This is a genomic window from Mycobacterium shottsii (assembly GCF_010728525.1).
Classification (GTDB): domain Bacteria; phylum Actinomycetota; class Actinomycetes; order Mycobacteriales; family Mycobacteriaceae; genus Mycobacterium; species Mycobacterium marinum.
Genome location: NZ_AP022572.1, coordinates 763907 through 785884, shown reverse-complemented (window position 1 = coordinate 785884; position 21978 = coordinate 763907). Strand labels below are relative to the sequence as shown.

General features: G+C 66.7%; 20 protein-coding genes and 2 pseudogenes. 11 read left to right on the top strand and 11 right to left on the bottom strand.

The annotated features are described in order from the left end of the window. Positions 1–229: 229 nt before the first annotated feature. Both G6N41_RS03750 and G6N41_RS03745 read left to right on the top strand, forming a co-directional pair. Positions 230–1141, top strand: a complete 912-nt coding sequence (locus tag G6N41_RS03750; protein WP_198966639.1) for a hypothetical protein — start codon at positions 230–232, stop codon at positions 1139–1141. A 172-nt stretch (positions 1142–1313) separates the two neighbouring features. Then, positions 1314–2963: an LGFP repeat-containing protein gene (locus G6N41_RS03745; RefSeq protein ID WP_198966638.1), complete on the top strand. Its 1650-nt coding sequence runs from the start codon at positions 1314–1316 to the stop codon at positions 2961–2963. 15 nt (positions 2964–2978) lie between these two features. On the opposite strand, the gene G6N41_RS03740 is transcribed toward G6N41_RS03745, so the two are convergent. From G6N41_RS03740 to G6N41_RS03725, 4 genes are read right to left on the bottom strand one after another with little or no spacing between them, the layout of a single operon-like run. After that, positions 2979–3806 (bottom strand): HAD family hydrolase, encoded by an 828-nt coding sequence (locus G6N41_RS03740; RefSeq protein WP_198967709.1) that lies wholly within the window; start codon positions 3804–3806, stop codon positions 2979–2981. Next, a complete protein-coding gene (locus G6N41_RS03735; protein WP_198966637.1) occupies positions 3803–4588 on the bottom strand; it encodes a lysophospholipid acyltransferase family protein in 786 nt (261 codons plus the stop codon). The genes G6N41_RS03740 and G6N41_RS03735 overlap by 4 nt, the downstream gene beginning before the upstream one ends. 33 nt (positions 4589–4621) lie before the next feature. Continuing rightward, a complete protein-coding gene (locus G6N41_RS03730) occupies positions 4622–5377 on the bottom strand; it encodes a lysophospholipid acyltransferase family protein (protein ID WP_198966636.1) in 756 nt (251 codons plus the stop codon). Between the two features lie 3 nt (positions 5378–5380). Continuing rightward, complete coding sequence (locus G6N41_RS03725) at positions 5381–6160, bottom strand: lysophospholipid acyltransferase family protein (RefSeq protein WP_020731080.1); 780 nt, start codon at positions 6158–6160, stop codon at positions 5381–5383. A gap of 72 nt (positions 6161–6232) precedes the next feature. Between G6N41_RS03725 and G6N41_RS03720 the strand changes: the two are divergent. The 3 genes and pseudogenes from G6N41_RS03720 to G6N41_RS03710 all read left to right on the top strand — a co-directional run bounded on the left by G6N41_RS03720 (position 6233) and on the right by G6N41_RS03710 (position 8906). Continuing rightward, positions 6233–6966, top strand: a pseudogene (locus tag G6N41_RS03720) (phosphotransferase). A gap of 60 nt (positions 6967–7026) precedes the next feature. After that, entirely contained in the window at positions 7027–8577 is a 1551-nt protein-coding gene (locus G6N41_RS03715; RefSeq protein WP_198966635.1) for an MBL fold metallo-hydrolase, read from the top strand. Beyond that, positions 8574–8906 (top strand): hypothetical protein, encoded by a 333-nt coding sequence (locus G6N41_RS03710; protein ID WP_198966634.1) that lies wholly within the window; start codon positions 8574–8576, stop codon positions 8904–8906. The genes G6N41_RS03715 and G6N41_RS03710 overlap by 4 nt, the downstream gene beginning before the upstream one ends. Positions 8907–8910: 4 nt before the next feature. On the opposite strand, the gene G6N41_RS03705 is transcribed toward G6N41_RS03710, so the two are convergent. Together G6N41_RS03705 and G6N41_RS03700 are read right to left on the bottom strand one after the other, a co-directional pair. Continuing rightward, positions 8911–10488 (bottom strand): phytoene desaturase family protein, encoded by a 1578-nt coding sequence (locus G6N41_RS03705; RefSeq protein WP_198966633.1) that lies wholly within the window; start codon positions 10486–10488, stop codon positions 8911–8913. 50 nt (positions 10489–10538) lie between these two features. Next, complete coding sequence (locus G6N41_RS03700) at positions 10539–11186, bottom strand: TetR/AcrR family transcriptional regulator (RefSeq protein ID WP_198966632.1); 648 nt, start codon at positions 11184–11186, stop codon at positions 10539–10541. Between the two features lie 81 nt (positions 11187–11267). Between G6N41_RS03700 and G6N41_RS03695 the strand changes: the two genes are divergently transcribed. After that, complete coding sequence (locus G6N41_RS03695) at positions 11268–11750, top strand: DUF2834 domain-containing protein (RefSeq protein ID WP_198966631.1); 483 nt, start codon at positions 11268–11270, stop codon at positions 11748–11750. Here the strand turns inward: G6N41_RS03695 and serS are convergent. Next, a complete protein-coding gene (gene serS / locus G6N41_RS03690; protein WP_198966630.1) occupies positions 11747–13006 on the bottom strand; it encodes a serine--tRNA ligase in 1260 nt (419 codons plus the stop codon). The two genes, G6N41_RS03695 and serS, sit on opposite strands and share 4 nt — an antisense overlap. 120 nt (positions 13007–13126) lie before the next feature. On the opposite strand from serS, the gene G6N41_RS03685 reads away from it, so the two are divergent. Both G6N41_RS03685 and G6N41_RS03680 read left to right on the top strand, forming a co-directional pair. Next, entirely contained in the window at positions 13127–14497 is a 1371-nt protein-coding gene (locus tag G6N41_RS03685; RefSeq protein WP_198967708.1) for a septum formation family protein, read from the top strand. A 4-nt stretch (positions 14498–14501) separates the two neighbouring features. Further along, positions 14502–14922 (top strand): annotated as a pseudogene (locus G6N41_RS03680) (metallopeptidase family protein). A 209-nt stretch (positions 14923–15131) separates the two neighbouring features. Here G6N41_RS03680 and G6N41_RS03675 read toward each other — a convergent pair. Together G6N41_RS03675 and pheA are read right to left on the bottom strand one after the other, a co-directional pair. Continuing rightward, the gene (locus tag G6N41_RS03675) at positions 15132–15818 is read right to left on the bottom strand and encodes a histidine phosphatase family protein (protein ID WP_020731090.1); all 687 of its coding nucleotides are present in this window, start codon (positions 15816–15818) and stop codon (positions 15132–15134) included. Then, the gene (gene pheA / locus G6N41_RS03670; RefSeq protein WP_198966629.1) at positions 15815–16762 is read right to left on the bottom strand and encodes a prephenate dehydratase; all 948 of its coding nucleotides are present in this window, start codon (positions 16760–16762) and stop codon (positions 15815–15817) included. Before pheA ends, G6N41_RS03675 begins: the two co-directional genes overlap by 4 nt. 98 nt (positions 16763–16860) lie before the next feature. Here pheA and G6N41_RS03665 point away from each other — a divergent pair, with 98 nt between their 5' ends. The 3 genes from G6N41_RS03665 to G6N41_RS03655 all read left to right on the top strand — a co-directional run bounded on the left by G6N41_RS03665 (position 16861) and on the right by G6N41_RS03655 (position 19706). Next, entirely contained in the window at positions 16861–17658 is a 798-nt protein-coding gene (locus tag G6N41_RS03665; RefSeq protein ID WP_020731092.1) for a DUF2470 domain-containing protein, read from the top strand. Positions 17659–17738: 80 nt separating this feature from the next. Then, on the top strand, positions 17739–18968 hold the full coding sequence (locus tag G6N41_RS03660; RefSeq protein ID WP_198966628.1) for an LCP family protein: 1230 nt from the start codon (positions 17739–17741) through the stop codon (positions 18966–18968). Between the two features lie 192 nt (positions 18969–19160). Next, positions 19161–19706, top strand: a complete 546-nt coding sequence (locus tag G6N41_RS03655) for a ferritin (protein WP_198967707.1) — start codon at positions 19161–19163, stop codon at positions 19704–19706. On the opposite strand, the gene G6N41_RS03650 is transcribed toward G6N41_RS03655, so the two are convergent. Both G6N41_RS03650 and G6N41_RS03645 read right to left on the bottom strand, forming a co-directional pair. After that, positions 19703–20548 (bottom strand): glycerophosphodiester phosphodiesterase, encoded by an 846-nt coding sequence (locus G6N41_RS03650; protein WP_198966627.1) that lies wholly within the window; start codon positions 20546–20548, stop codon positions 19703–19705. The genes G6N41_RS03655 and G6N41_RS03650 overlap by 4 nt on opposite strands. Positions 20549–20553: 5 nt before the next feature. Beyond that, the gene (locus G6N41_RS03645) at positions 20554–21627 is read right to left on the bottom strand and encodes a DUF4328 domain-containing protein (RefSeq protein WP_198966626.1); all 1074 of its coding nucleotides are present in this window, start codon (positions 21625–21627) and stop codon (positions 20554–20556) included. Between the last annotated feature and the right edge of the window lie 351 nt (positions 21628–21978).

The following is a 21978-nucleotide window of genomic DNA, read 5'->3' as shown; positions in this document are numbered from 1 at the left end:
AGGGTTGCACCGGGTTTCGACAACCCAAGCAGGCCCTAAGCAGGTCTAAAGCGGGTCCGTTGACCCCGATGGGCCGAAGATGCCACCTTAGGTAGCGATTGCCTCACGATTCGATATAACCACACTAGTCTCACCAACCTCACTCGTACCATCGAGCGTGTGGGTTCGAGCAGCCGAGGACAGCCGGCGCGAACCGACGCAACACATAGTCCAGATTGAGGAGACTTCCGTGCCGAATCGACGCCGACGCAAGCTCTCGACAGCCATGAGCGCGGTCGCCGCCCTGGCAGTTGCGAGTCCATGTGCATACTTTCTTGTCTACGAATCGACCACCGAGACCAAGCCGACCGAGCACCACGAGTTTGTGCGGGCGGCCAGCGTGGCCGACCTGCCCACCGAGTTGATGACCGCGCTGTCGCAGGGTTTGTCCTCGTTCGGGATCAATCTGCCTCCAGTGCCCAGCCTCACCGGAGGTACCGGCACCGGCATGAGCCCAGGCCTGACCAGCCCGGGGTTGACCAGCCCCGGCTTGACCAGCCCAGGGCTGACCAGCCCGGGTCTCACCAGCCCAGGCCTGACCACCCCGGGTCTGACGCCGGGAATGCCGGGAGACTTGGCTCTGCCGGGCACGACGCTGCCCCCGACACCGGGCGCCGCCGTCAACCCCGCACTCACCAATCCGGCGTTGACCAGCCCGACCGGCTTGGCACCCGGCTTGACCAGTCCGACTGGCCTGGACCCGGCACTTGGTGGCACCAACGAGATTCCCATCACGACGCCGGTCGGCCTGGACCCCGGGATGGACGGCACCTATCCGATCCTGGGTGACCCCAGCCTGGGATACGGGCCGGGAACCTCCTCCCTGGGCGGCAGCGGCCTGGGCAGCAGCACCGGCGGCGGAATCCTCAACGACGTGATGCAGGCCGCCAACCAGCTGGGCGCAGGCCAGGCCATCGACCTGCTCAAGGGCGTGCTGATGCCTTCGATCATGCAGGCCGTCCAAAACGGCGGCGCAGCCGCGCCGGCGGCCGCAGCGGCGGTTCCCGAACTACCCGCCGCGGCAGCGGCACCCGCGGCGGCCGGACCTGCGGCAGTCGCACCGGCCGCGGCGGCTGCCGCAGCCGCGGTACCGCCGATCTAATCGGCACCTAGCGAAAGGCCTCAGAACCTGTCACCTGACGACACCGCAGAGTCACGCTGGACCCGAACCCACCCCCCAGCTACTTATCCTCTGCGGTGTCGTCGACAGGTTTTCGGCCCATTACCCGTGTCGCCTCACAAGAAACATCAGACACACAAGTAACATCCCTTTGGTGCCGTCCCGCAGTCGCGCACCGACCATGCTGCTCACCGCCATCGCGGCGACGGTCGTCATCGTCTCGTGGGTGCTGACCCGTCCCCCTCCCAGCACCCACGAGCAGCCGTCGGCTCAGGACACCCAGCTGGTCGAGCAGCCGCTGGTCGGCCTCGGCGGCGGCGTCACGGTGCGCGAACTCACCCAGGACGAGCCGTTCTCCCTAGTGGCGCTGAACGGGGATCTGGTCGGCACCTCGGCACGGATGCGGGCCAGGCAGTCGGACGGTTCGTGGGGACCGTGGTACCAGGCGGAGTACGAAACCGCCGCGCCCGACGAGCAAGGCGGGGCACCGGCAACGGCCGGGACCTCGGAGCGACCGCGTAGCACCGAACCGGTATTCGTGGGCACCACCAACACGGTCGAGATCGCGGTCACCCGCCCGATCGACGCCCCGGTGACTCAGCCGCCGCCCACCGGCGAACCCGAGCCCGTTGACCTTGGTTACCGTCCGGCCACCAAGGAGCTGCCGTTCGGGCAGAATATTTCGGCGGTGCTCATCTCCCCGCCGCAGGCCCCGGCCGGCACCCACTGGACCCCGCCCACCGGAGTCACCATGCCTGGCCAAGCGCCCCCCATCATCACCCGCGCGGATTGGGGAGCGGACGAAGCGTTGCGCTGTGAGAGCCCGGAATACGACCGGGCGGTACGCGCCGCGGTGGTCCATCATACCGCGGGCAGCAACGACTATTCCCCGTTGGAATCGGCGGGCATCGTCAAGGCGATCTACACGTATCACAGCAAGACGCTGGGCTGGTGCGACATCGCCTACCACGCGCTGGTCGACAAGTACGGTCAGATCTTCGAGGGCAGTGCCGGCGGGCTCACCAAACCGGTCGAAGGGTTCCACACCGGCGGATTCAACCGTGACACCTGGGGTGTCGCGATGATCGGCAATTTCGATGACGTCGCGCCCACGCCGCTGCAGATCCGTGCCGTCGGACGACTGCTGGGGTGGCGGCTGGGCATCGCCGAAGTCGACCCCAAGAGCATGGTGGAGCTGGAGTCCACGGGCAGTTCCTACACCACCGTTCCCGGCGGCGCCATCGCGAAACTGCCGGCCATCTTCACCCATCGCGACGTCGGCAACACCGATTGTCCCGGCAACGCCGCCTATGCCCTGATGGACGAGATCCGCGAAATCGCATCCCATTTCAACGATCCGCCGGAGGAGCTGCTCAAGTCCTTGGAGGGCGGCGCGATCTATCAGCGCTGGCAGGAGCTGGGCGCGATGAACAGCGTGCTGGGGGCACCGACATCTCCGGAAGCGGACGGGGCCGATGGCGCGCGCTACGCCACATTCGCCAAGGGCGCGATGTACTGGTCACCGACCACCGGTGCCCAACCAGTGACCGGCGCGATCTATGACGCGTGGGCCTCGCTGAGCTACGAACGCGGCACGCTCGGATTGCCGACCAGCGCCGAGATACAGGAGCCGCTGCGGATCACGCAGAACTTCCAGCACGGTGTATTGAATTTCCAACGGCTCACCGGCAACGTCTCCGAGGTCGTCAACGGGATCACCACACCGCTGGCGACCAAACCCCCGAGCGGGCCGATGGTGCCACCCGAGCACTTCTCGCTACCAATCCACCCGATCATTCCCTGAGGCGCGGCGACGCGCTCAGAACCACCAGCGCTCGAGCACCTTGGCGACACCGTCCTCACTGTTGGGGGCGGTGACCTCGTTCGCGGCGGCCAACGCGTCGGGATGGGCATTGCCCATCGCCACACCCAAACCGGCCCGCAACAGCATCGGCACATCGTTGGGCATATCGCCGAACGCCACCACGTCCGTATCGGCAATGCCCAAGGGCGCCGCGACGTCGCGCACACCGGTGGCCTTGCTGATGCCCAGCGGCACGATTTCGACCAGCCCGTTGTTGGTCGAGTAGGTGATGTCGCCCTCGATGCCCACGTGCTTGGCCAGTTCGGCCGCCATGTCCGCGCTGGCGGCACCGGCCTTGCGGATCAGCAGCTTGATCGCCGGGGCGCTGAGCAGGTCTTCGATCGACACCTCGGTGTTGTCCGGGTTGAGCCAGGCGTGCTCGTAGCCGGGCGAACTGACGAACTGTGGGGTCGCCGTGTCGTGGGCTCGCTCGCCGATTCGCTCGACCGCCAACCCAGACCCGGGAATTACCCGACTGGAAACCTCCGCCAACGTGGCCAGCGCCTCAACCGAGAGGGTGTGCGCCGACACCACCCGGTCGGTCGCGGGATCGTAGATGACGGCGCCATTGGCGCACACCGCCATCGGCGCGAACCCGAGTTCTTCGACGACCGGCCGTACCCAGCGCGGCGGCCGGCCGGTGGCCAGGATGAAGGTCGCGCCACCGGCAACCGCGGCGCGCACCGCATTACGGGTGCGCCCAGAGACGTGTTCATCATCGTTTAGCAAGGTGCCGTCGACGTCGCAGGCGATGAGCGCCGGCCGGCTCTCCGGTGTGGTCAGTGTGGTCCGCCTTTGCTGGAACTGCGTGAGGTAACGCCGTCATATCCACGCTTGCGGGCGCGTTCGGCCAACTCCGCGATGCGGAATTGGCTGGACTGCTCCGGACTTGGCGCGCCGCCACCCAGCCGCTGTGGCACCCAGAATTCCCCTTCGGGGTGAGGGTACTGCTCCTGCACCCAGTGCAGCATCGATTCCATCGCTTGCCGCAGCGTGGCGTTGAGTTCCGTCGGATCGCCCGCTGGCGGTAGCCCGGGTCCAATGGCCACACTGATCGGAACCTTGTTGCGGAACAGATTCTTGGGGTGACCCTTCGGCCAAATCCGCTGCGCGCCCCAGACGATCATCGGGACTATCGGTACCTGAGCCTCGAGCGCCATCCGGGCCGCCCCGGTCTTGAATTCCCGTAGTTCGAGGCTGCGGCTGATCGTCGCCTCGGGGTGTACCCCGACCAGTTCACCCTCACGCAGTCGTTGGACGGCGACCCCATAGGCATTGGCGCCCTCGGCGCGGTCAACGGGAATCAGCTGGGCGTGCTTGATCACATAGTTGACCGACCTCACCTCCTGCATCTCGGCCTTGATCATGAACCGCAGCCGACGTTTGCGTTCCTTGGCGGCAATGGAGGCGGGGACCCAGTCCACATAGCTGGTGTGGTTGAGGGCGATCAACGCGCCGCCCCGGTCGGGGATGTTCTCCAACCCGTAGTAGGTGATCTTGTTTCCGTTAGCGGCAACGATCGACGGAACAAGCACTTCCGTCATTCGGAAGAATGGCTCTGCCATCCTTCGGTTCCTCCTTCTGTTCTTCAGCCGCCGCTACCGCGATTGATGCGGTGTCCGGCCGGCGGCCCTGGCGGCAGCCTCGTCAGCGTCCAGCCGAGCTGCCTCGGCCGGAGTCGGCGCGGTGCCGCCAAGCCGGCGCGGCACCCAGTACTCCCCTGCTGGCTGCGGGTAGCTCCGTTGCGCCTCCTGCAGCAGCGTGGTCATCGCTTGGCGCAGGGCGGCGTCGGTCTGCGCAATGTCACCGGCAGCCGGTAAACGCGGGCCAACCTGCACGACGATCGGAACCTTGGCGCGTCCGATGTGCCTGGGCTGGCCCTTGGTCCAGATCCGCTGAGCACCCCAAACAATAACCGGCACAATCGGCACGTCTGCGTCCAGCGCCATCCGCGCGGCCCCGGTCTTGAACTCCTTGAGCTCGAAGCTCCGGCTGATCGCCGCCTCTGGGTAGACGCCGACCAGCTCCCCTTCGCGAAGGCGCTGCACCGCTAGGGCGTAGGCGCCCGCACCCGCGCCGCGATCCACCGGAATGGTCCGAGTGCGCTTGATCAGGAAGTTGACCACCTTCACTCGTTGCATTTCGGCCTTGATCATGAACCTCATGCGACGGTGCCGCCGATTCATGGCCAGCGCGGCCGGAAGCCAGTCGACATAGCTGGTGTGATTGATCGCGATCACCGCGCCGCCCCGCTCGGGCACATTCTCGACGCCGACATAGGTGATCCGGGTCCCCGTGGCCAGCACCAGCAACTTGGCCAGGATCTCGAGGGTCCGGTAGGTCGGCTCCGCCATGGGCTACTGCTCCGGCGCTCCCGCGGGATGGGCTCGTTGGGCACGGCGAGCGGCCCGCTCCGCCGCCTCCTGCGCATCCAGCCGCGCCGCCTCGGCCAGCGATGGCGCGCTGCCGCCCAGCCGGCGCGGCACCCAGAACTCGCCGGACGGATGCGGCCCGTACTGCTCCTGCGCTTGGTCCAGCAGGTGCTGCATCCGGGAGTGCAGCAGATTGCTCAGCTCCGCGGTCGGCAGCGTGGGTTCGATCGGTTCGCCGACGACCACCACGATCGGCACTTTCGGGCGGAACAGCTTCTTCTTGTGGCCTTTGGTCCAGATCCGCTGGGCGCCCCAGACGATGTGGGGGACGATCGGCACCCCAGCCTCGAGCGCCATCCGCGCGGCGCCGGACTTGAATTCTTTGATTTCGAAACTTCGGCTGATCGTTGCCTCCGGATAGACCCCGACCAGCTCACCGGCCTTGAGCAGGCGGACCGCAGCGTCATAGGACGCGGCGCCGTCGGCCCGGTCCACCGGGATGTGTCGCAGCTTGCGCATGATGGGACCGGTGATCTTCTGGTCGAAGACCTCCTGCTTGGCCATGAACCGCACCTTGCGCCCCAGCCGCTGCTGGTAGGCGGGCAACCCGCCGAAGGTGAAGTCGAGGTATCCGGTGTGGTTGATTGCGATGACCGCACCACCCTGGACGGGTATGTTCTCCACACCAGTCACGGTGATGCGGAGCCCCTGGATTCGCCACGTCAAGCGGGCAAGCTGAATGACCGTCCCGTATACCGGTTCCACAGCATTCAAGCCTAGTGCTCCCGGCCGGCGGTCGGTTGAAGTGGCGAATTTGAAGTCCGAAAGAGGAGTGCTTTGTCCTTCCCCGCCGCACCTCCCGCGGTGCCCCGGTTGTCCGGCGGCTTGCCGCCGGGCGCCCCGTGCAAGCCGTCTGGGCCAACGAACTGGGCGGTGTGACCTTCCGGGTGGGCCCCGGCGCCGAGTTCATCAAGGTGGCCAGAACCGGCGTCTTCGACTTCACCGCCGAGGCGCAACGCTTGCGCTGGGCGTCAGCACACCTCACCGTGCCGGCGGTGCTGGACTTCGGGGTCGAGCAAGACTGGGCGTGGCTACGCACCGCGGGGCTACCCGGCGTCTCGGCCGTGCACCCCCGCTGGGTGCCCGCACCCGATGTAGCCGTGCGGGCGATCGGTGTGGGGTTGCGCACACTGCACGAGCGCTTGCCGGTCCGAGCGTGCCCATTCGACTGGTCTGCGCAAAGCCGGCTGGCGCGGCTGACCGCGGCGGGCCGGGCTAATGTCGGCGCCCCGCCCCCGATCGATCGGTTGGTGGTCTGCCACGGCGACGCGTGTGCACCCAACACCCTGATCGCCGAGGACGGCAACTGTTGCGGCCACGTCGACCTCGGCACGCTGGGCGTGGCCGATCGATGGGCTGACCTGGCGGTAGCAACGTTGTCGTTGCAGTGGAACTTTCCCGGCCACGGTTGGGAGGCGAAGTTCTTCGCCGCCTACGGAGTGGCGCCGGACCCACGGCGAATCGATTACTACCGGCGGCTGTGGGGGGCCGAGGATCTCGACTCAAGCTAAGCTCGATGCTGCATTTGGCGCCGAACATGCGTCAGCAGTAGCTGTTGCAGGAAGGTATTTGTGCAGGTCACAAGCGTCGGCCACGCCGGCTTTCTGATTCAGACCCAGTCCGGCAGCATTCTGTGCGACCCCTGGGTCAACCCGGCCTACTTTGCTTCTTGGTTCCCGTTTCCGGACAACAGCGCACTGGACTGGGACGCCATCGGCGACTGCGACTACCTATATGTCTCGCATCTGCACAAGGATCACTTCGACGCCGAGAACTTGCGTTCGCACGTCAACAAAGACGCGGTGGTGCTGCTCCCGGACTTCCCCGTGCCGGATCTGCGAAATGAGCTCGAGAAGCTGGGATTTCACCGGTTCTTCGAAACCACCGACTCGGTCAAGCACCGGCTCAGCGCTCCCCGCGGCGATCTCGACATCATGATCATCGCGCTGCGGGCGCCGGCCGACGGTCCGATCGGTGACTCCGCGCTAGTGGTTTCCGACGGCGAGACCACCGCCTTCAATATGAATGACGCACGACCGATCGAGCTGGACATGCTGGCATCGGAGTTCGGCCACGTCGATGTGCACCTGCTGCAGTACTCCGGCGCGATCTGGTACCCGATGGTCTACGACATGCCGGCCAGGGCCAAGGAGGCGTTCGGCACCCAGAAGCGACAGCGCGGGATGGACCGGGCGCGCCAGTACGTCGCGCAGGTGGACGCGACCTGGGTGGTGCCGTCGGCGGGGCCACCGTGTTTTCTGGACCCCGAGCTGCGCGAGCTCAACGACGACCGCAGCGATCCGGCCAACATCTTCCCCGACCAGATGGTCTTCCTGGACCAGATGCGCATCCACGGCCATGATCGCGGTTTGCTGATGATTCCCGGATCGATCGCGGATTTCACCGGATCGACCCTGAATTCGCTGAGCCACCCGCTGCCCACCGAAGACGTCGAGGCCATCTTCACCACCGGAAAGTCCGCCTACATCGCCGATTACGCCGACCGGATGGCTCCGGTGATCGCCGCCGAACGGGCGAGTTGGGCCCCCGCCGACGGCGAGCCGCTACTCGAGCCGTTGCGCGCACTGTTCGAGCCGATCATGTTGCAGAGCAATGAGATCTGCGACGGTATCGGTTACCCCGTGGAACTGGTCATCGGCGCCGAAACCGTCGTACTGGACTTTCCGAAAAGGGCGGTGCGCGAGCCGATTCCCAACGAGAAGTTCCGCTACGGGTTTGCCATAGCGCCGGAGCTGGTGCGCACGGTACTGCGCGATCAAGAACCCGACTGGGTCAACACCATCTTCTTGTCCACCCGCTTCCAGGCCTGGCGAGTGGGTGGCTACAACGAATACCTGTACACGTTCTTCAAGTGCCTCACCGACGAGCGGATCGCCTACGCCGACGGCTGGTTCGCCGAGACTCACGACGACTCCGCTTCAATCACTCTGGACGGCTGGGAGATTCAGCGCCGCTGCCCTCACCTCAAAGCCGACCTATCGAAGTTCGGTGTGGTAGAAGACGATACGTTGACCTGCAACCTGCACGGGTGGCAGTGGCGCCTGGAGGACGGCCGCTGCCTCACCACCCGCGGTCACCAGCTGCGGAGCTCGCGGAAATGATGCGGTTCTACGACGACGGCGTGGTCCAGCTCGATGGCGCCGCGCTGACGTTGCGCCGCTACCACTTCCCGTCGGGCACCGCCAAGATCATCGCGCTGGACACGATCCGCGGCTACCGTGCCGAATCGCTGGGACTGCTCACCCATCGCTTTCGCATCTGGGGCAGCTCGGATCTGCACCGCTGGCTGCCGATGGACATGAACCGGCCGCTCAAGTCGACGTTGATCACCCTCGACATCCCCGATGCTCGTTGGCAACCGGCCTTCACCCCGGCGCGTCCAGACGATTTCATCGCGCTGCTCGACGAACTGCTCAGCGACCGGCGCTGACCCGCTAGCGGTCGGCCAGCGCCGCACGACCGGCGTTGAAACCGGGGATGAAGGTGATTCCCGGTCCGCCATGGCATCCCGCGCTGCCCAGGTAGAGCCCGGCGATCGGGATCAGTTGGCCGATGAAGCCTCTCGGCCCCGGGCGGTTCTGACCTACCTGGTCGGGGTGCAACAAGCCGTGGCAGTAGTCGCCAGCGGGCGCTCCGAACATGACGCCCATGTGCTTGGGAGTGAAGGTGGTGTGCCGGATGATGCTGCGCTCGAAGTTGGGCGCCAAGCGGGTGACCTTGTCGATCACCCGTTGCCCCATTTCGGTCTTGGCCTGTCCGTACTCATGGGAGTCTTGTTCGCCCTCGATCGGGAACCACATCGCGAACGCCGATGCGGCGTGCTTGCCCGGCGGTGCCAGGTCGGGGTCGTGCACCGACGGTACCTGCAGCACGACGGTCGGGTCGGCCGGCACGATCCCGCGGCGGCAGTCCTCCCACTGCTGCTGCACTTCCTCTGGCGTGCAGAAAATGCCGATCGAGGCCTGCATGGCCGGATCGTTGAGGGCCTCATACGGCGGCGCGAAAGCCGGGGCTTCCTCAAGAGCGAAGTGCATCTGCAGGTAGCTACCGCGGTGGTCGATGTGCGCGTAGCGGTCCCGGACATCGCTGGGCAGCACCGTCGGATCGATCAGGTCGTTGATCGTGACGTCTGGGGCAATCGCGGACACCACGATCGGGGCGGCCACGATGTCGCCCGCCTCGGTGCGTACGCCACTGATCCGCGCTCCGGCCTCGGCGTTGTCGACGAGGATCTCGCTGACCTTGGTGCGCAACCGCAACTCGCCGCCGTCGCGCTCGAACAGCCGGCACAGATGTGCGGTGAGTGTGCCGATGCCACCGCTCAGCATCTTCATCTGCACGAAGTCTCCGTCGGGGATACCCAGACCGAAGGCAAGCGCGGCGGCGCTACCCGGCGTGGCCGGTCCCCGGTAGATGGTGTTGACGGCAAGGACCGTCATCGAACCCCGTAGTGCGGCGTGCTTTTCCCGGTCCGGAAAGTACCGGTCCAGCACGTCGGTGACCGACCCGAACAGCATGTCGTCGATGGCCGATCGCTCGAATTCGTTGGTGGCGCACGCATACATCTGGTCGAAGGTCTTGGGGAGCGTGTCAGATTCGAACCGCCCGAGCTCCCGGGTCGGCGCCTGGCTCCAGGCCAGCAGGCCCGCCATCCCGGTGACCGCATCTGCCCCGTGCACCTCGTTGAGGTGGGCGAACATCTTCATCGGGTCGGTGTACTGGACCAACGGATCGTCGCCCACGCCGCGTAGGGCTACCGACATCACTTCCAGATCCACAGTCGGCAAGGTGTCCAGGCCGAGTTCGCTGATCACCGCGGCCGCCGTCGGGAACTGCACCGATCCGGCAATCTCGAACCGGTAGCCGTCAAACAGTTCGACGGTGAAGGCCATGCCGCCGGCGTAGAGCTTCGCGTCCAGGCAGAGGGTGCGCAGGCCCGCTCGCTGCAGCAGCACCGCGGCGGTCAGGCCGTTGTGCCCCGCGCCGATCACTATCGCGTCATACTCCGCCATGCTCTCGACCTCCCGAGTTGGAGGCTGGTACGGTCCGAAAGTTTTGTCAATTATGACGAAACAGTCCGGGGCCGGTCGGGGCACCAGGTGTCGGTGAGCCCGGCCCGCAACGTCTCCAGCGCCAGCTGACACACCCGCGCCAACTCGCCGAGGGACCGGTCTTCGCCCAGCATCCACACTTCCATCGCGCCGAACACCGCGGCCGCAATGCAACGCGCGGTCACCGCGGTGCGGACCCGGGCATCCGGGGTTTGCGCCGACGTTACCGCCGCGGCGCAGCTACGTCGTCGCAGCTGAGCCGCGATCACCTCGGCGAAGTCGGCCTGGACCTCCTGAATGTGCCGGACGATGCGGCTCGGGTCCAGCTCTCCACCGCGCAGGGTGGCGATTTTCGCAACGGCTTCAACGTCATACGGAAAGGCGAAGATCGCGGTCTGTACCGAATCGATGATCGTCTCGTCGACGGGGCGGGCGTCCAGCGCCGCGCGAAACCAATGTAAACCGGTGTAGTCGGCAAACAGCAGATCGTGCTTGGACCTGAAGTGGCGATAGAACGTGCGCAGTGACACCCCGGCATCGGCGGCGATCTGCTCGGCCGACGTCTCCTCGACGCCCTGGGCCAGGAATCGCACCACCGCGGCCTGACGCAGGGCCTCGCGGGTGCGTTCGCTGCGCACCGTCTGCGCGGGCCTGACCATGGCAGTAAGGTACCTCAACCCGCGACCCCGACAGTTATGTCAATATTGACAAAACTTCGGGATAGGGGTGAGACTGCGCCCATGGTGTCGCTTCTTGTCCACGCGGTTCTCGGAATTGCCGTCATCGGCTGGATCATCGCGTCGAACCCTCAGGTGTATGCCCGGCCGGCCGCAGGTGCGTGGTTCTCCCCGCTGGAATGCGTGTACTACGCGGTCGGCATCGCCTCGATCGCCTTGGGCTGGTACTTCAACATACGCTTCGTCCGCGAGTACCCGCACGGCGCGACCAACCCCATCTGGGGCCCCGGTAGCTGGGCGGACTACATCCGGCTGATGTTCACCAACCCGGCCGCCGGTTCGGCCAGCCAGGACTACACGATCGCCAACGTGATCCTGCTGCCGCTGTTCTCCATCGTCGATGGCTACCGAAGCGGTCTGCGCCGGCCCTGGCTGTACTTCGTGTCCAGCCTGTTCACCAGCTTCGCCTTCGCGCTGGCGTTCTACTTCGCCACCATCGAACGCCAGCACCGCCACGAACAGGCTCGCGACAAGGTGGGCGTCTAGCCCTTGGGCTCGAGCACCTCGGTGCCCACGAACCCAACCAGGGCCGCGGGAACCCGCACGCTGCCGTCGGGCTGTTGGTGGTTTTCCAGAATCGACACCAACCACCGCGTCGTGCCCAGCGTGCCGTTCAACGTAGCCGCGATCTGCGGTTTGCCGTTGGCGTCGCGGTAGCGCGTCGCCAGCCGTCGGGCCTGAAACGTGGTGCAGTTCGAGGTGGAGGTCAGCTCGCGGTAGGTGCCCTGGGTCGGCACCCACGCCTCGCAGTCGAACTTGCGGGCGGCCGAGGCGCCGAGATCGCCGGCCGCCACGTCGATCACCCGATAGGGGACCTCGATCTGCGCCAGCATCTCGCGCTGCCAGGCCAGCAGCCGTTGATGTTCGGCCTCGGCGTCGGCGGGGGCGCAGTAGACGAAGCCTTCCACCTTGTCGAACTGGTGCACCCGGATGATGCCGCGGGTGTCCTTGCCGTAGCTGCCGGCCTCGCGCCGAAAGCATGACGACCATCCGGCGTAGCGCAACGGCCCCTCGGACAGGTCCACGATCTCGTCGGCGTGATAACCCGCCATCGGCACCTCAGAGGTGCCCACCAGGTACAGGTCGTCGGCCTCGAGCCGATAGACCTCGTCGGCATGGGCGCCGAGGAATCCGGTACCGGCCATCACCTCCGGTCGCACCAGCACCGGCGGGATCATCGGGATGAAGCCGTTGCCGACGGCCAGCCGCAGCGCCAGCTGCAACAGACCCAGCTGCAACAACGCACCCTGACCGGTCAAGAAATAGAATCGCGACCCTGCCACCTTGGCGCCGCGCGCCATGTCGATCAGGCCCAGCGATTCGCCGAGTTCCAGGTGGTCTTTCGGATTGTCTATCGCGCGGGGTTCGCCGACCACGTCCAGCACCGCGTAGTCGTCCTCCCCGCCGGCGGGCACGCCGTCGAGGATGACGTTCGGTATTGCCATGTGTGCTGCGGTGAAGGCCGTCTCGGTTTCGGACTCCGTCGCCTCGGCGGCCTTGACCTGCTCGGCGAGATCCTTGGCCCGTTGCAGCAGGGCGGGACGCTCTTCGGGCGATGCACCACCCACGCCCTTGCTGGCGGCTTTCTGCTCGGCCCGCAAGGAGTCCGCGGTCGAGATCGCGGTCCGGCGGGCCGTGTCCGCCGTGAGCAGGGCATCTACCAGCGCCGGGTCTTCGCCGCGGCTGAGCTGGGATCGGCGTACGACGTCGGGGTCTTCCCGGAGCAGTTTCAGGTCGATCACGGCCGCAAGACTACTTTTGACGGGTTGGCCGCGTCGCGTCAGCTCGGCTTCTGTCGGGCTCTGGTATCACATGTGCAACATTGGTCACGTGGCTATGTGGGCCCTGTAAGAATGGAACTGATGTTGGACGCGCCCGAGAAGGAGCTCGCACCGGATAGCGAGCCTGACCCCGACGCCGAAACTGCCGCCGAAGCGGAGCAGCCGTCGGCCGGCTTCCGGTGGCCGCGTGCCCTGCAAGCGTCGGCGACCAGGCGCGGGTTGCTGCTCACCGCACTGGGCGGCCTGCTGATCGCCGGTTTGATCACCGCGATCCCCGACGTTGCCACCGGGCCGGGCCGGCTGGCCGGCTACATCGACAACAACCCGGTGCCCAGCACCGGCACCAAGAGCAACGCCGCTTTCAACCGCGCCACCACCGGCGACTGCCTGATGTGGCCGGAAAGCACACCGGAGGCGGCCACCATCGTCGACTGCGGCGATGAGCACCGGTTCGAAGTCGCCGAGTCCATCGACATGCGAACCTTCCCCGGTTCGGAGTACGGGCCCGACGCCGCTCCCCCATCACCGGCCCGCATTGAGCAGATCAGCCAGGAACAGTGCCAGGCCGCGGTGCGCCGCTACCTCGGCGCCAAGTTCGATCCCAACAGCAAGTTCACCACCAGCATGCTCTGGTCCGGCGACCGGGCGTGGCGCCAGGCCGGCGAGCGCCGCATGCTGTGCGGCCTGCAGTTGCCCGGTCCCAACAACCAACAGACCGCGTTCAAGGGCAAGGTCGCCGACATCAATCAATCCAAGGTCTGGCCGGCCGGCACCTGTTTGGGCATTGATTCGACCACCAACCAGCCAATCGATATTCCGGTCGACTGCGCGGCGCCCCATGCCATGGAGGTCACCGGCACGGTCAATCTGGCGGAGAAGTTCCCCGACGCCCTGCCGCCCGAGCCCGAGCAGGACGGGTACATCAAAGACACCTGTACCCGGCTGACCGACGCCTACCTCGCCCCCATCAAGTTGCGCACCACCACCCTGACCCTGATCTACCCCACGCTGTCGCTGCCGAGCTGGTCCGCGGGCAGCCGCGAAGTCGCGTGCAGCATCGGCGCGACGCTGGGCAATGGGGGCTGGGCCACGTTGGTGAACAGCGCCAAGGGGGAGCTGTTGATCAACGGGCAACCACCGGTGCCGCCGCCCGACATTCCCGAAGAGCGGCTCACGTTGCCGCCCATTCCGCTGCAGGTGCCGCCCGCCGCGCCCGCGCCCGCACCCCGGCAGACCCAAACGGCTCCGCCGAGCAATCAGCATCTACCCAATCAGCAACCGGTGGTGACGCCGTCGCGGGCCCCCGCCGCCCCGGCCACCACAACCCAGGCGACTCAGCCGCCGCCGGCGACCCAAAGTCAGCCGCCGCCCGCCGATGGCGGCGCACCACCGCCTGCCCAAGCACCCGAACCCGAGGCCCCCGCGCCCGCGGAACCCGCACCGGGAGGCTAGCCGGGTGGCGGTGCGGATGGACCCCCGGCGGTTCGACGAACTGGTCTCTGACGCACTGGACCTGATTCCGCCCCAGCTGGCGGCCGCTATGGACAACGTCGTGGTGCTGGTCGCCGACCGCCACCCCGACGAAAACGACCTGCTCGGCCTTTACGAGGGGGTCGCCCTGACCGAGCGTGATTCCGACTACCCCGGAGCCCTGCCGGACGCCATCACGATCTACCGGGAAGCGCTACTGGATGTCTGCGAGTCCGCCGACGAGGTTGTCGACCAGGTGGCGATCACGGTGATCCACGAGATCGCCCTCCATTTCGGTATCGACGACGACCGGCTGGGCCAGCTGGGCTGGGCGTGATCGGCCATCGAATTACGATGGGCGCGCCAACCCGGCGATGTCGGGGTGCGGTGCTATGAACGGTCTATGAGCACAGGCTGCCGCGACTGCCGGGCAGGCTTGGAACACTGCCACGGGACCTTGATTCGGCACGTGGAGGGTCCACTATCCGGCCGGTCGGAATGCACCGAATCCGATTGTGTCGACGCCGAGCTGATACCGCACACCTTCGTCGTCGACTGCGCGGCCATCGGCTGCACTTGCGGCGAGAGCGCCGCGGTCACCCTGGCGGGGTGACCGTCAGCCCATCGGGTCGCCGCTGGACGCCATGAGGTCGCCGGCGGCGGAGTCGACCTCGGCGCAGAAGGGCGGCGTTTTCGTTCCCCACCGGACGCAACTCCAGCGACCGTCGGTGATCGGGGTCAGCACCACCGATTCGGCGTTGTCCAGGTGGTTGTCCAAGGCGAAGTTGGCGTCCACCCCGGCGAGCACAGCACCGGCCAGCCGGATGGCCGCGCCGTGGCTGACCACGACGAGATCGCCGGTTCGGTCTTCGTCGTCCAGATAGCGCATTCGCAGGTCGTTGAGCACCGGCACATAGCGCGCCAGCACGTCGTTGGCGCTCTCACCGCCCGGCAACGGGACATCCAGCTCGCCGCAATGCCACCGCTTGTAGATGGCGTTGAATTCCGCGACGGCCTCGTCATCACAGCGGTTTTCCAGCTCGCCGACCTGTACCTCGTGAATGCCAACCACCTCGTGGGCCGAGACGGCCAGTTCGGCGGCGATCACCTCGGCCGTCTGCGACGCCCGAGTAGCGATCGAGTGCACCAGCATGGCGGGACGAATCAAACCGCCGCGCGCGAAGGCCTGTGCCTGCTCCCGGCCCGTCGGGGTCAACTCCGCCCCCGGCGGCAGCGTGTCCAAGCGACGCTCGACATTGCTGACCGACTGACCGTGGCGAACCAGCACCAGACGACCGCTCATAGCGGCGGCTCCAGGCTTGCTTCGGGCTTGCCTTCGCGCAGCTGCTGCAGCCAGATCGCCGCCTCGTCCGCCGGCGGCGGCTGCGCCGCATAGGTCTGACCCGTCGGCCAAGAACCCAGGTATCGCACATCAGCACAACGACGGTGCAGCGCCTTGAGTGCCTCAGCGACAGCATCGTCGGCGATGTGGCCCACACAGTCGACGAAAAACATGTACGTGCCCAGCCCGGTACGGGTGGGCCGGGACTCGATTCGGGTGAGGTCGATGCCGCGCATACCGAACTCGGTCAGTGCATCCAGCAGGGCACCGGGCACGTTGGCTATACGCAGCACCGCCGAGGTGCGATCGGTGCCGGTACGCGGCGGCGGCGGTCCCGGTACACCGATGAGCAAGAACCGGGTGCGGGCGTTGGACTCGTCAACGACGCCGTCGGCCAGCGACTGCAGCGCCCAGTGAGCGGCGGCCAGCGGGGACGTCACGGCGGCGTCGAACTGCCCCTCCGCCACCTGGCGGGCCGCGTCGGCGTTGGAGTACGCCGGATGCAGCTCGACGCTGGGCAGATGAGCGGTCAGCCACTGTCTAACCTGCGCCGCTGCCACCGGGAAAGCCGCCAGGGTCCGTACGTCGGCCGCGCCGACGCCGGGCTTGACCACGATGCTGAAGGCTACGTCGAGCGTTGTCTCGGCAAACACCTGCAGCGGCGACCCGATGGCCAGGCTGTCCAGGGTGGGGGACAGCGAGCCGTCGATCGAGTTCTCGATCGGCACGCAGGCGAATTCGGCGGCACCGGTACGGACGGCGTCGAGTGCGGCGGGAGTGCTTTCGACCGGCAGCGGTTGCGCGCCTCCGTCGTCGTGGCCTGGGACCAGGCCGCCAGCCGCTATCTCGAGTAGCGCCGCTTGGGTGAATGTCCCTTCCGGACCGAGATATGCGATGCGCGCCACGCACACAACATTAACGGCGACGCTCGCCCTTTCGGTGCTTGCAGCCACCACCCCGGTAAGTTAACTTAGGCTTACCTAAGACCATGGAGGAGTTTGTGATGCTGCCGCTCACCAACCCGGCGCCGACGACCGCCGAACGTATTCGCAGCGCATGCGCCCGGGCCGGCGGTGCCCTGCTGGCGGTGGAACGGGACGGACCCGTCGCCACACCCATCCATCACCTGATGCCCGACGGGTCTTTTGCGGTGGCAGTTCCCATCGAGCACCCGGGTGCGGGCACCGGCGATCCCGGGCAGCCCCCGTGGCAGGCCCTCCTCGAACTAACGGACTACGCCCCGCTGCCGGTGCGTGAGCCCGTCCGCTCGCTGGTCTGGATACGCGGGCGCCTGCACCCCGTCCCCGCGGACATGATCGGCGCGACGCTCGACCTGATCGCCACCGAGAACCCCAATCCAGCCTTGCTGCAAGTCCAGACACCTAGATCCGCACCGGCGCACGGCGCGGAGATCCGATACGCATTGCTGCGACTGGAGATCGAGTCGGTGGTCGTCACCGACGCCACCGGCGCGGAACCGATCAGCGTCGTGGACCTACTGGCCGCGCGGCCGGATCCGTTCTGCGAGATTGAGTCGAGCCTGCTGCGCCACCTGACGACCGACCATCAGGACGTGGTCGCGCGGTTGGTGTCGCGCCTGCCGGCCCCGCTGCGACGCGGTGAGGTCCGCCCGCTTGGCCTCGACCGCTACGGCGTGCGGTTTCGCATCGAGAGCAACGACGGCGACCGCGATATCCGGCTGCCGTTCCATCGCCCGGTCGACGACATGCACGGGCTCAGGCAGGCCATCCGGGTGCTGCTGGGCTGCCCGTTCGGCAACGGTCTGCGCGCCCGGCGATAACCGCCCGGGGCCAACCCGTTGCGCCCCGCGCGCCGTGGCGGCCGGCTGCGTTCCGGTGTCCTGGCACGTACGTTGTCCAGGTGAACGGCGATCGACCCGCGCAGTTTCGGCGACCCCAGCCTCCGATCCCGCCGCAATCGGAACCCTCGCAGGTCATCCGGCGCGACACGCTGCCCCTGCGCCGTCCCGCCGAACCCACCGGGACGCCACCGCATCAACCAACCTCAGCGCCACCTCCACCCAGACCGGCCACCGGCCCCGTCGGCCCCCGACGCCGGCGGCGCACCCCCGCCCCGGCGCCGCCGCCACGTCCGGCTGCACCCAAAGCGCGCCGCAAAAAGACCGAGAGCCGCTGGGGCAAGATCGTTGCGCTGAGCCTGCTGACCGCCGTGTTACTGGCCGGCGCCGGCATTCTCGGCGGGGCTTTGTGGCTGGACACGGCGCTGCACCGGGAACCGGTATTGCGCGACTATGCCGACCGGCCCGGCCCCGGGCGCGGCACCAACTGGCTGATCGTCGGCTCGGACAGTCGCCAGGGTCTGACCACCGAGCAACAGCAGGAGCTGACCACCGGTGGGGATCCCGGAGACGGGCGAACCGACACCATCCTGCTGGTCCACCTGGCCGAACTCGGATCGAGCACCCCGACGGCCCTGGTATCGATCCCGCGCGATTCATATGTCCCGGTTCCCGGGTATGGCCGCGACAAGATCAACGCGGCTTTCGCCACAGGCGGGGCACCCTTGCTGGTGCAAACGGTCGAACAGGCCACCGGCCTGCGAATCGACCACTATGCCGAGATCGGATTCGGCGGATTCGCCGAACTGGTCGACGCGCTCGGCGGTGTCCGGATGTGCTTGACGGAACCGATCGGCGATCCACTGGCCGGCATCGATCTAGCGCCGGGCTGCCAGCAACTCAACGGCCGAAGCGCACTGGGCTACGTCAGGTCCCGAGCCACACCGAGAGCCGACCTGGACCGAATGATCAACCAGCGCCAGTTCATGTCCGCGTTGCTGCGCCGGGCCGAAAGCCCCGCGGTGTGGCTCAATCCGTGGCGCTGGTATTCGGTGCCGCGCGCCGCAGCAGCGGCGCTCACCGTCGACCAGGGGGCCCACGTATTCGACCTTGCCCGGCTCGGGTGGGCGCTACACGGGCACCCGACGGCCCTGACGGTGCCGATCGGTGAATTCACCACCACCGACGTCGGCTCGGTCGTGGTGTGGAACCACGACGCGGCCGCCGAGATGTTCGACGCGCTGGCTTCCGACGCACCGATACCCGCCGACGCTTTCGACGGGCCACCATAACAACGCAATTTCGGCGCCCCGGGTGTGTTGTAGGTCATAAAGATGCGGAAAATGCGCCCATAATTCCGGCCCGGCTAGGTTTGCTTAGGCAAACCTGACCTTATCGATTTCGCGCATTGGCTTAGGAAAACCTTTCCTGAGTAAGTCATGCCTTCGTTGCAGGTGGCGTTTTACCTGCACTATTCTGGCGGCATGACCGACTACGACGGACCAAAGACGAAATTCCATGCGCTGGTGCAGGAACAAATTTTCAACGAATTCACCGCGGCCCAACAATACGTTGCCATTGCCGTTTATTTCGATAGCGAAGAATTGCCCCAATTGGCGAAGCACTTTTACTCTCAAGCGGTCGAGGAGCGCAACCACGCGATGATGCTGGTGCAGCATCTGATCGACCGCGACCTCCGTGTCGAGATTCCGGGAATCGACTCGGTACGAAATCACTTCGACAAGCCGCGCGACGCCCTGGCGTTGGCCCTCGATCAGGAGCGGGCAGTCACCGATCAGATCAGTCGGCTGACCGCGGTGGCACGTGATGAGAGCGACTTCCTCGGGGAGCAATTCATGCAGTGGTTCCTGCAGGAGCAGATCGAAGAGGTGGCGCTGATGGCCAGCCTGGTGCGCATTGCCGACCGGGCCGGGGCCAACCTGTTCGAGCTCGAGAACTTCGTTGCGCGTGAGGTCGGCCGGGCTCCGTCGGGCGCAGCCGCTCCGCGTGCCGCCGGAGGCAACCTCTAGGCCTCCGGCGGGGCAGCGGGGCCGCTACTCACGCCCGGCCGGCCATGCTGCAACCAGGCCTTGGCGCGGCCGGGGTGGTCGGTGGCCATCCATGCCACGCCGACGTCCCGGCAGAAATCGATATCTTCGTACTCGTCGACACCCCAGCAGTACACCGCTCGCCCCTGGGCGGCGGCGCGATCGACGAGTTGTGGATATTCCCGCAACACCGCCAGCGACGGTCCCACGGCGGTCGCTCCGACAGCCGAGGCGGCACCGCTGGCCAGATAGCGAGCCGTTTTGCCGAGCAGCACCGTTGGTAGCAGCGGTGCTGCTCGGCGAATCCGCCACACCGCGGCCGCCGAAAACGACATCACGACGGCGCGGGACCGGTCTGCGGACGCCGGTTGGGCAATGGCGAAGCGCTGCAGCAGCGCCAGCACCTTGCTTTCGACCAGCGACCCGTACCGCACCGGATGCTTGGTCTCGATAAAGACCTTCACCGGCCGTTTCCAATCCAGCACCAGCGAGATCAGCGCGTCCAGGGTCAGCAGGCTGGTATCTCCGTGGGCACCGTCCGGCCGCCAGCTGTCATGCCAGGCGCCGTACTCCAACTCACGCAGCTGATCCAGCGTCATCGTGCTGACCAACCCGGCCCCGGTCGAAGTCCGATCCAACCGGCGATCGTGCACGCAAACCAGATGACCGTCGCGGGTGAGCCGGACGTCGCACTCCACACCGTCGGCCCCCTGCTTGAGCGCCAGTTCGTAGGCGGCGAGCGTATGTTCCGGCCGGGCGCCCGACGCCCCGCGGTGGGCCACCACAAAAGGATGCCCGGCGATCACCTCGTCGGACCAGGCCATACCCATTATGCTGCCGGTTCCTGCCCCTCCAGCTCAACCGAATCAGCATCGGGGGCCGCATCGACCCGATCGTCTTCATCCGTGGCGGACCGGCCGGGTTGATCATCCTGACCCATCACCAGCCAGCGGTGCGCGGGCCGTTGCACCGGCTTGCGCTCGAATCCCTCGAAAACGCGAGAAACGGTGCCCACGGCGGCTGCCGCCAGCGCATACGCGACGACCACCATGACGGTGTTGTTCGCGATGCCCTGAGCGTCGCTGGAAAAGCTGGTGGCGATGGCGAACAGCGACGTGGCGGTGCTGACCACCCATGCGATCCACCACACCAGGATGGGTTTCTTCAACCGGTGATATGTGTCCTCGACCACGGCGAGTTCGATGAGATACACCGGCGCCCACAGCAGGTTCGCCAGCGGCGTCAGGCAACCGGCCCACAACTGCAGGGTGGAGCGGTGCTCGGGTAGGCCGTAGTAGGCGAAGGCGGCGGCCCGGCGCGCGACAAGCCACTTGATCAGTACGACGAAGCAGACGCCCATCGCGGCGAGCGCGGCGAAACTGACCGCCACTCCCACCCAGACCGCAATGCCGGCCAGCACGGAATTCAGCAGAATGTCGCGGTTGATGATCAGCAACACGTATCGCACCGCGTAGACAAATGCGGCGGCACCGAGAACCAGCATGGTGGCGAACAACAGAGTGCGTACGGTCGCTGCCGCCGGTCCCGTCTTGGTCGGTACCGGCACGGGCGAAGGGCCGGGCTCAGCGACGCGGTCGCCCAGTCCCCAGCGCGGCATCACCGTGTACCGGGGGGTGGGCCCGTACGCTCGTCGCCGGGGTCGGTGCGGTGGCGCAGCGCCCGGACGCACCGCTATCCAGCGAAAACCTAGTGGTAGCCGGGGCGCCGCCCGCCGCGCGGTAGACGCCACCCGTTGCGGGCCGACCGAGGTTCGCGACTGCGGGTCGGCGGCCGCAGCCCCGGTCAGCGGCGCCATCAGCGCTCCCCGACAACGGGGACACCACACGCGCTGTCGCTCGCGTACGTTCCACCGAGTGCCGCACTGGGAGCACACCTGTATCACCGGACCAGCGTAATGCGAGTCGGCACTCGTGGGCATACGGGCCGCGCGACCTCCGACTCAGCTACTTGTGGATATCCACAGTTTCCACAGGTTTATCCACAACATGGGTTGGGTGGGTTTTGGTTATCAACACAGCTTCTGTCGGTCAAGATCGGCCATCGCTGTGGATAACCCTCACCACCAACACCCGCCGATCGACAGCCCGGACCGGACCCGAGCGAAATGCATTGCCGCGCTATGCACTTGTACCCAGTTGGACGACTCGTCAAACGTGACCGACCACGGCCCACCGAACAGCGTCCGCCGGCGGCCCACATCGCCGCATTGATGCCCTCAACCTGGTGCGGTTGC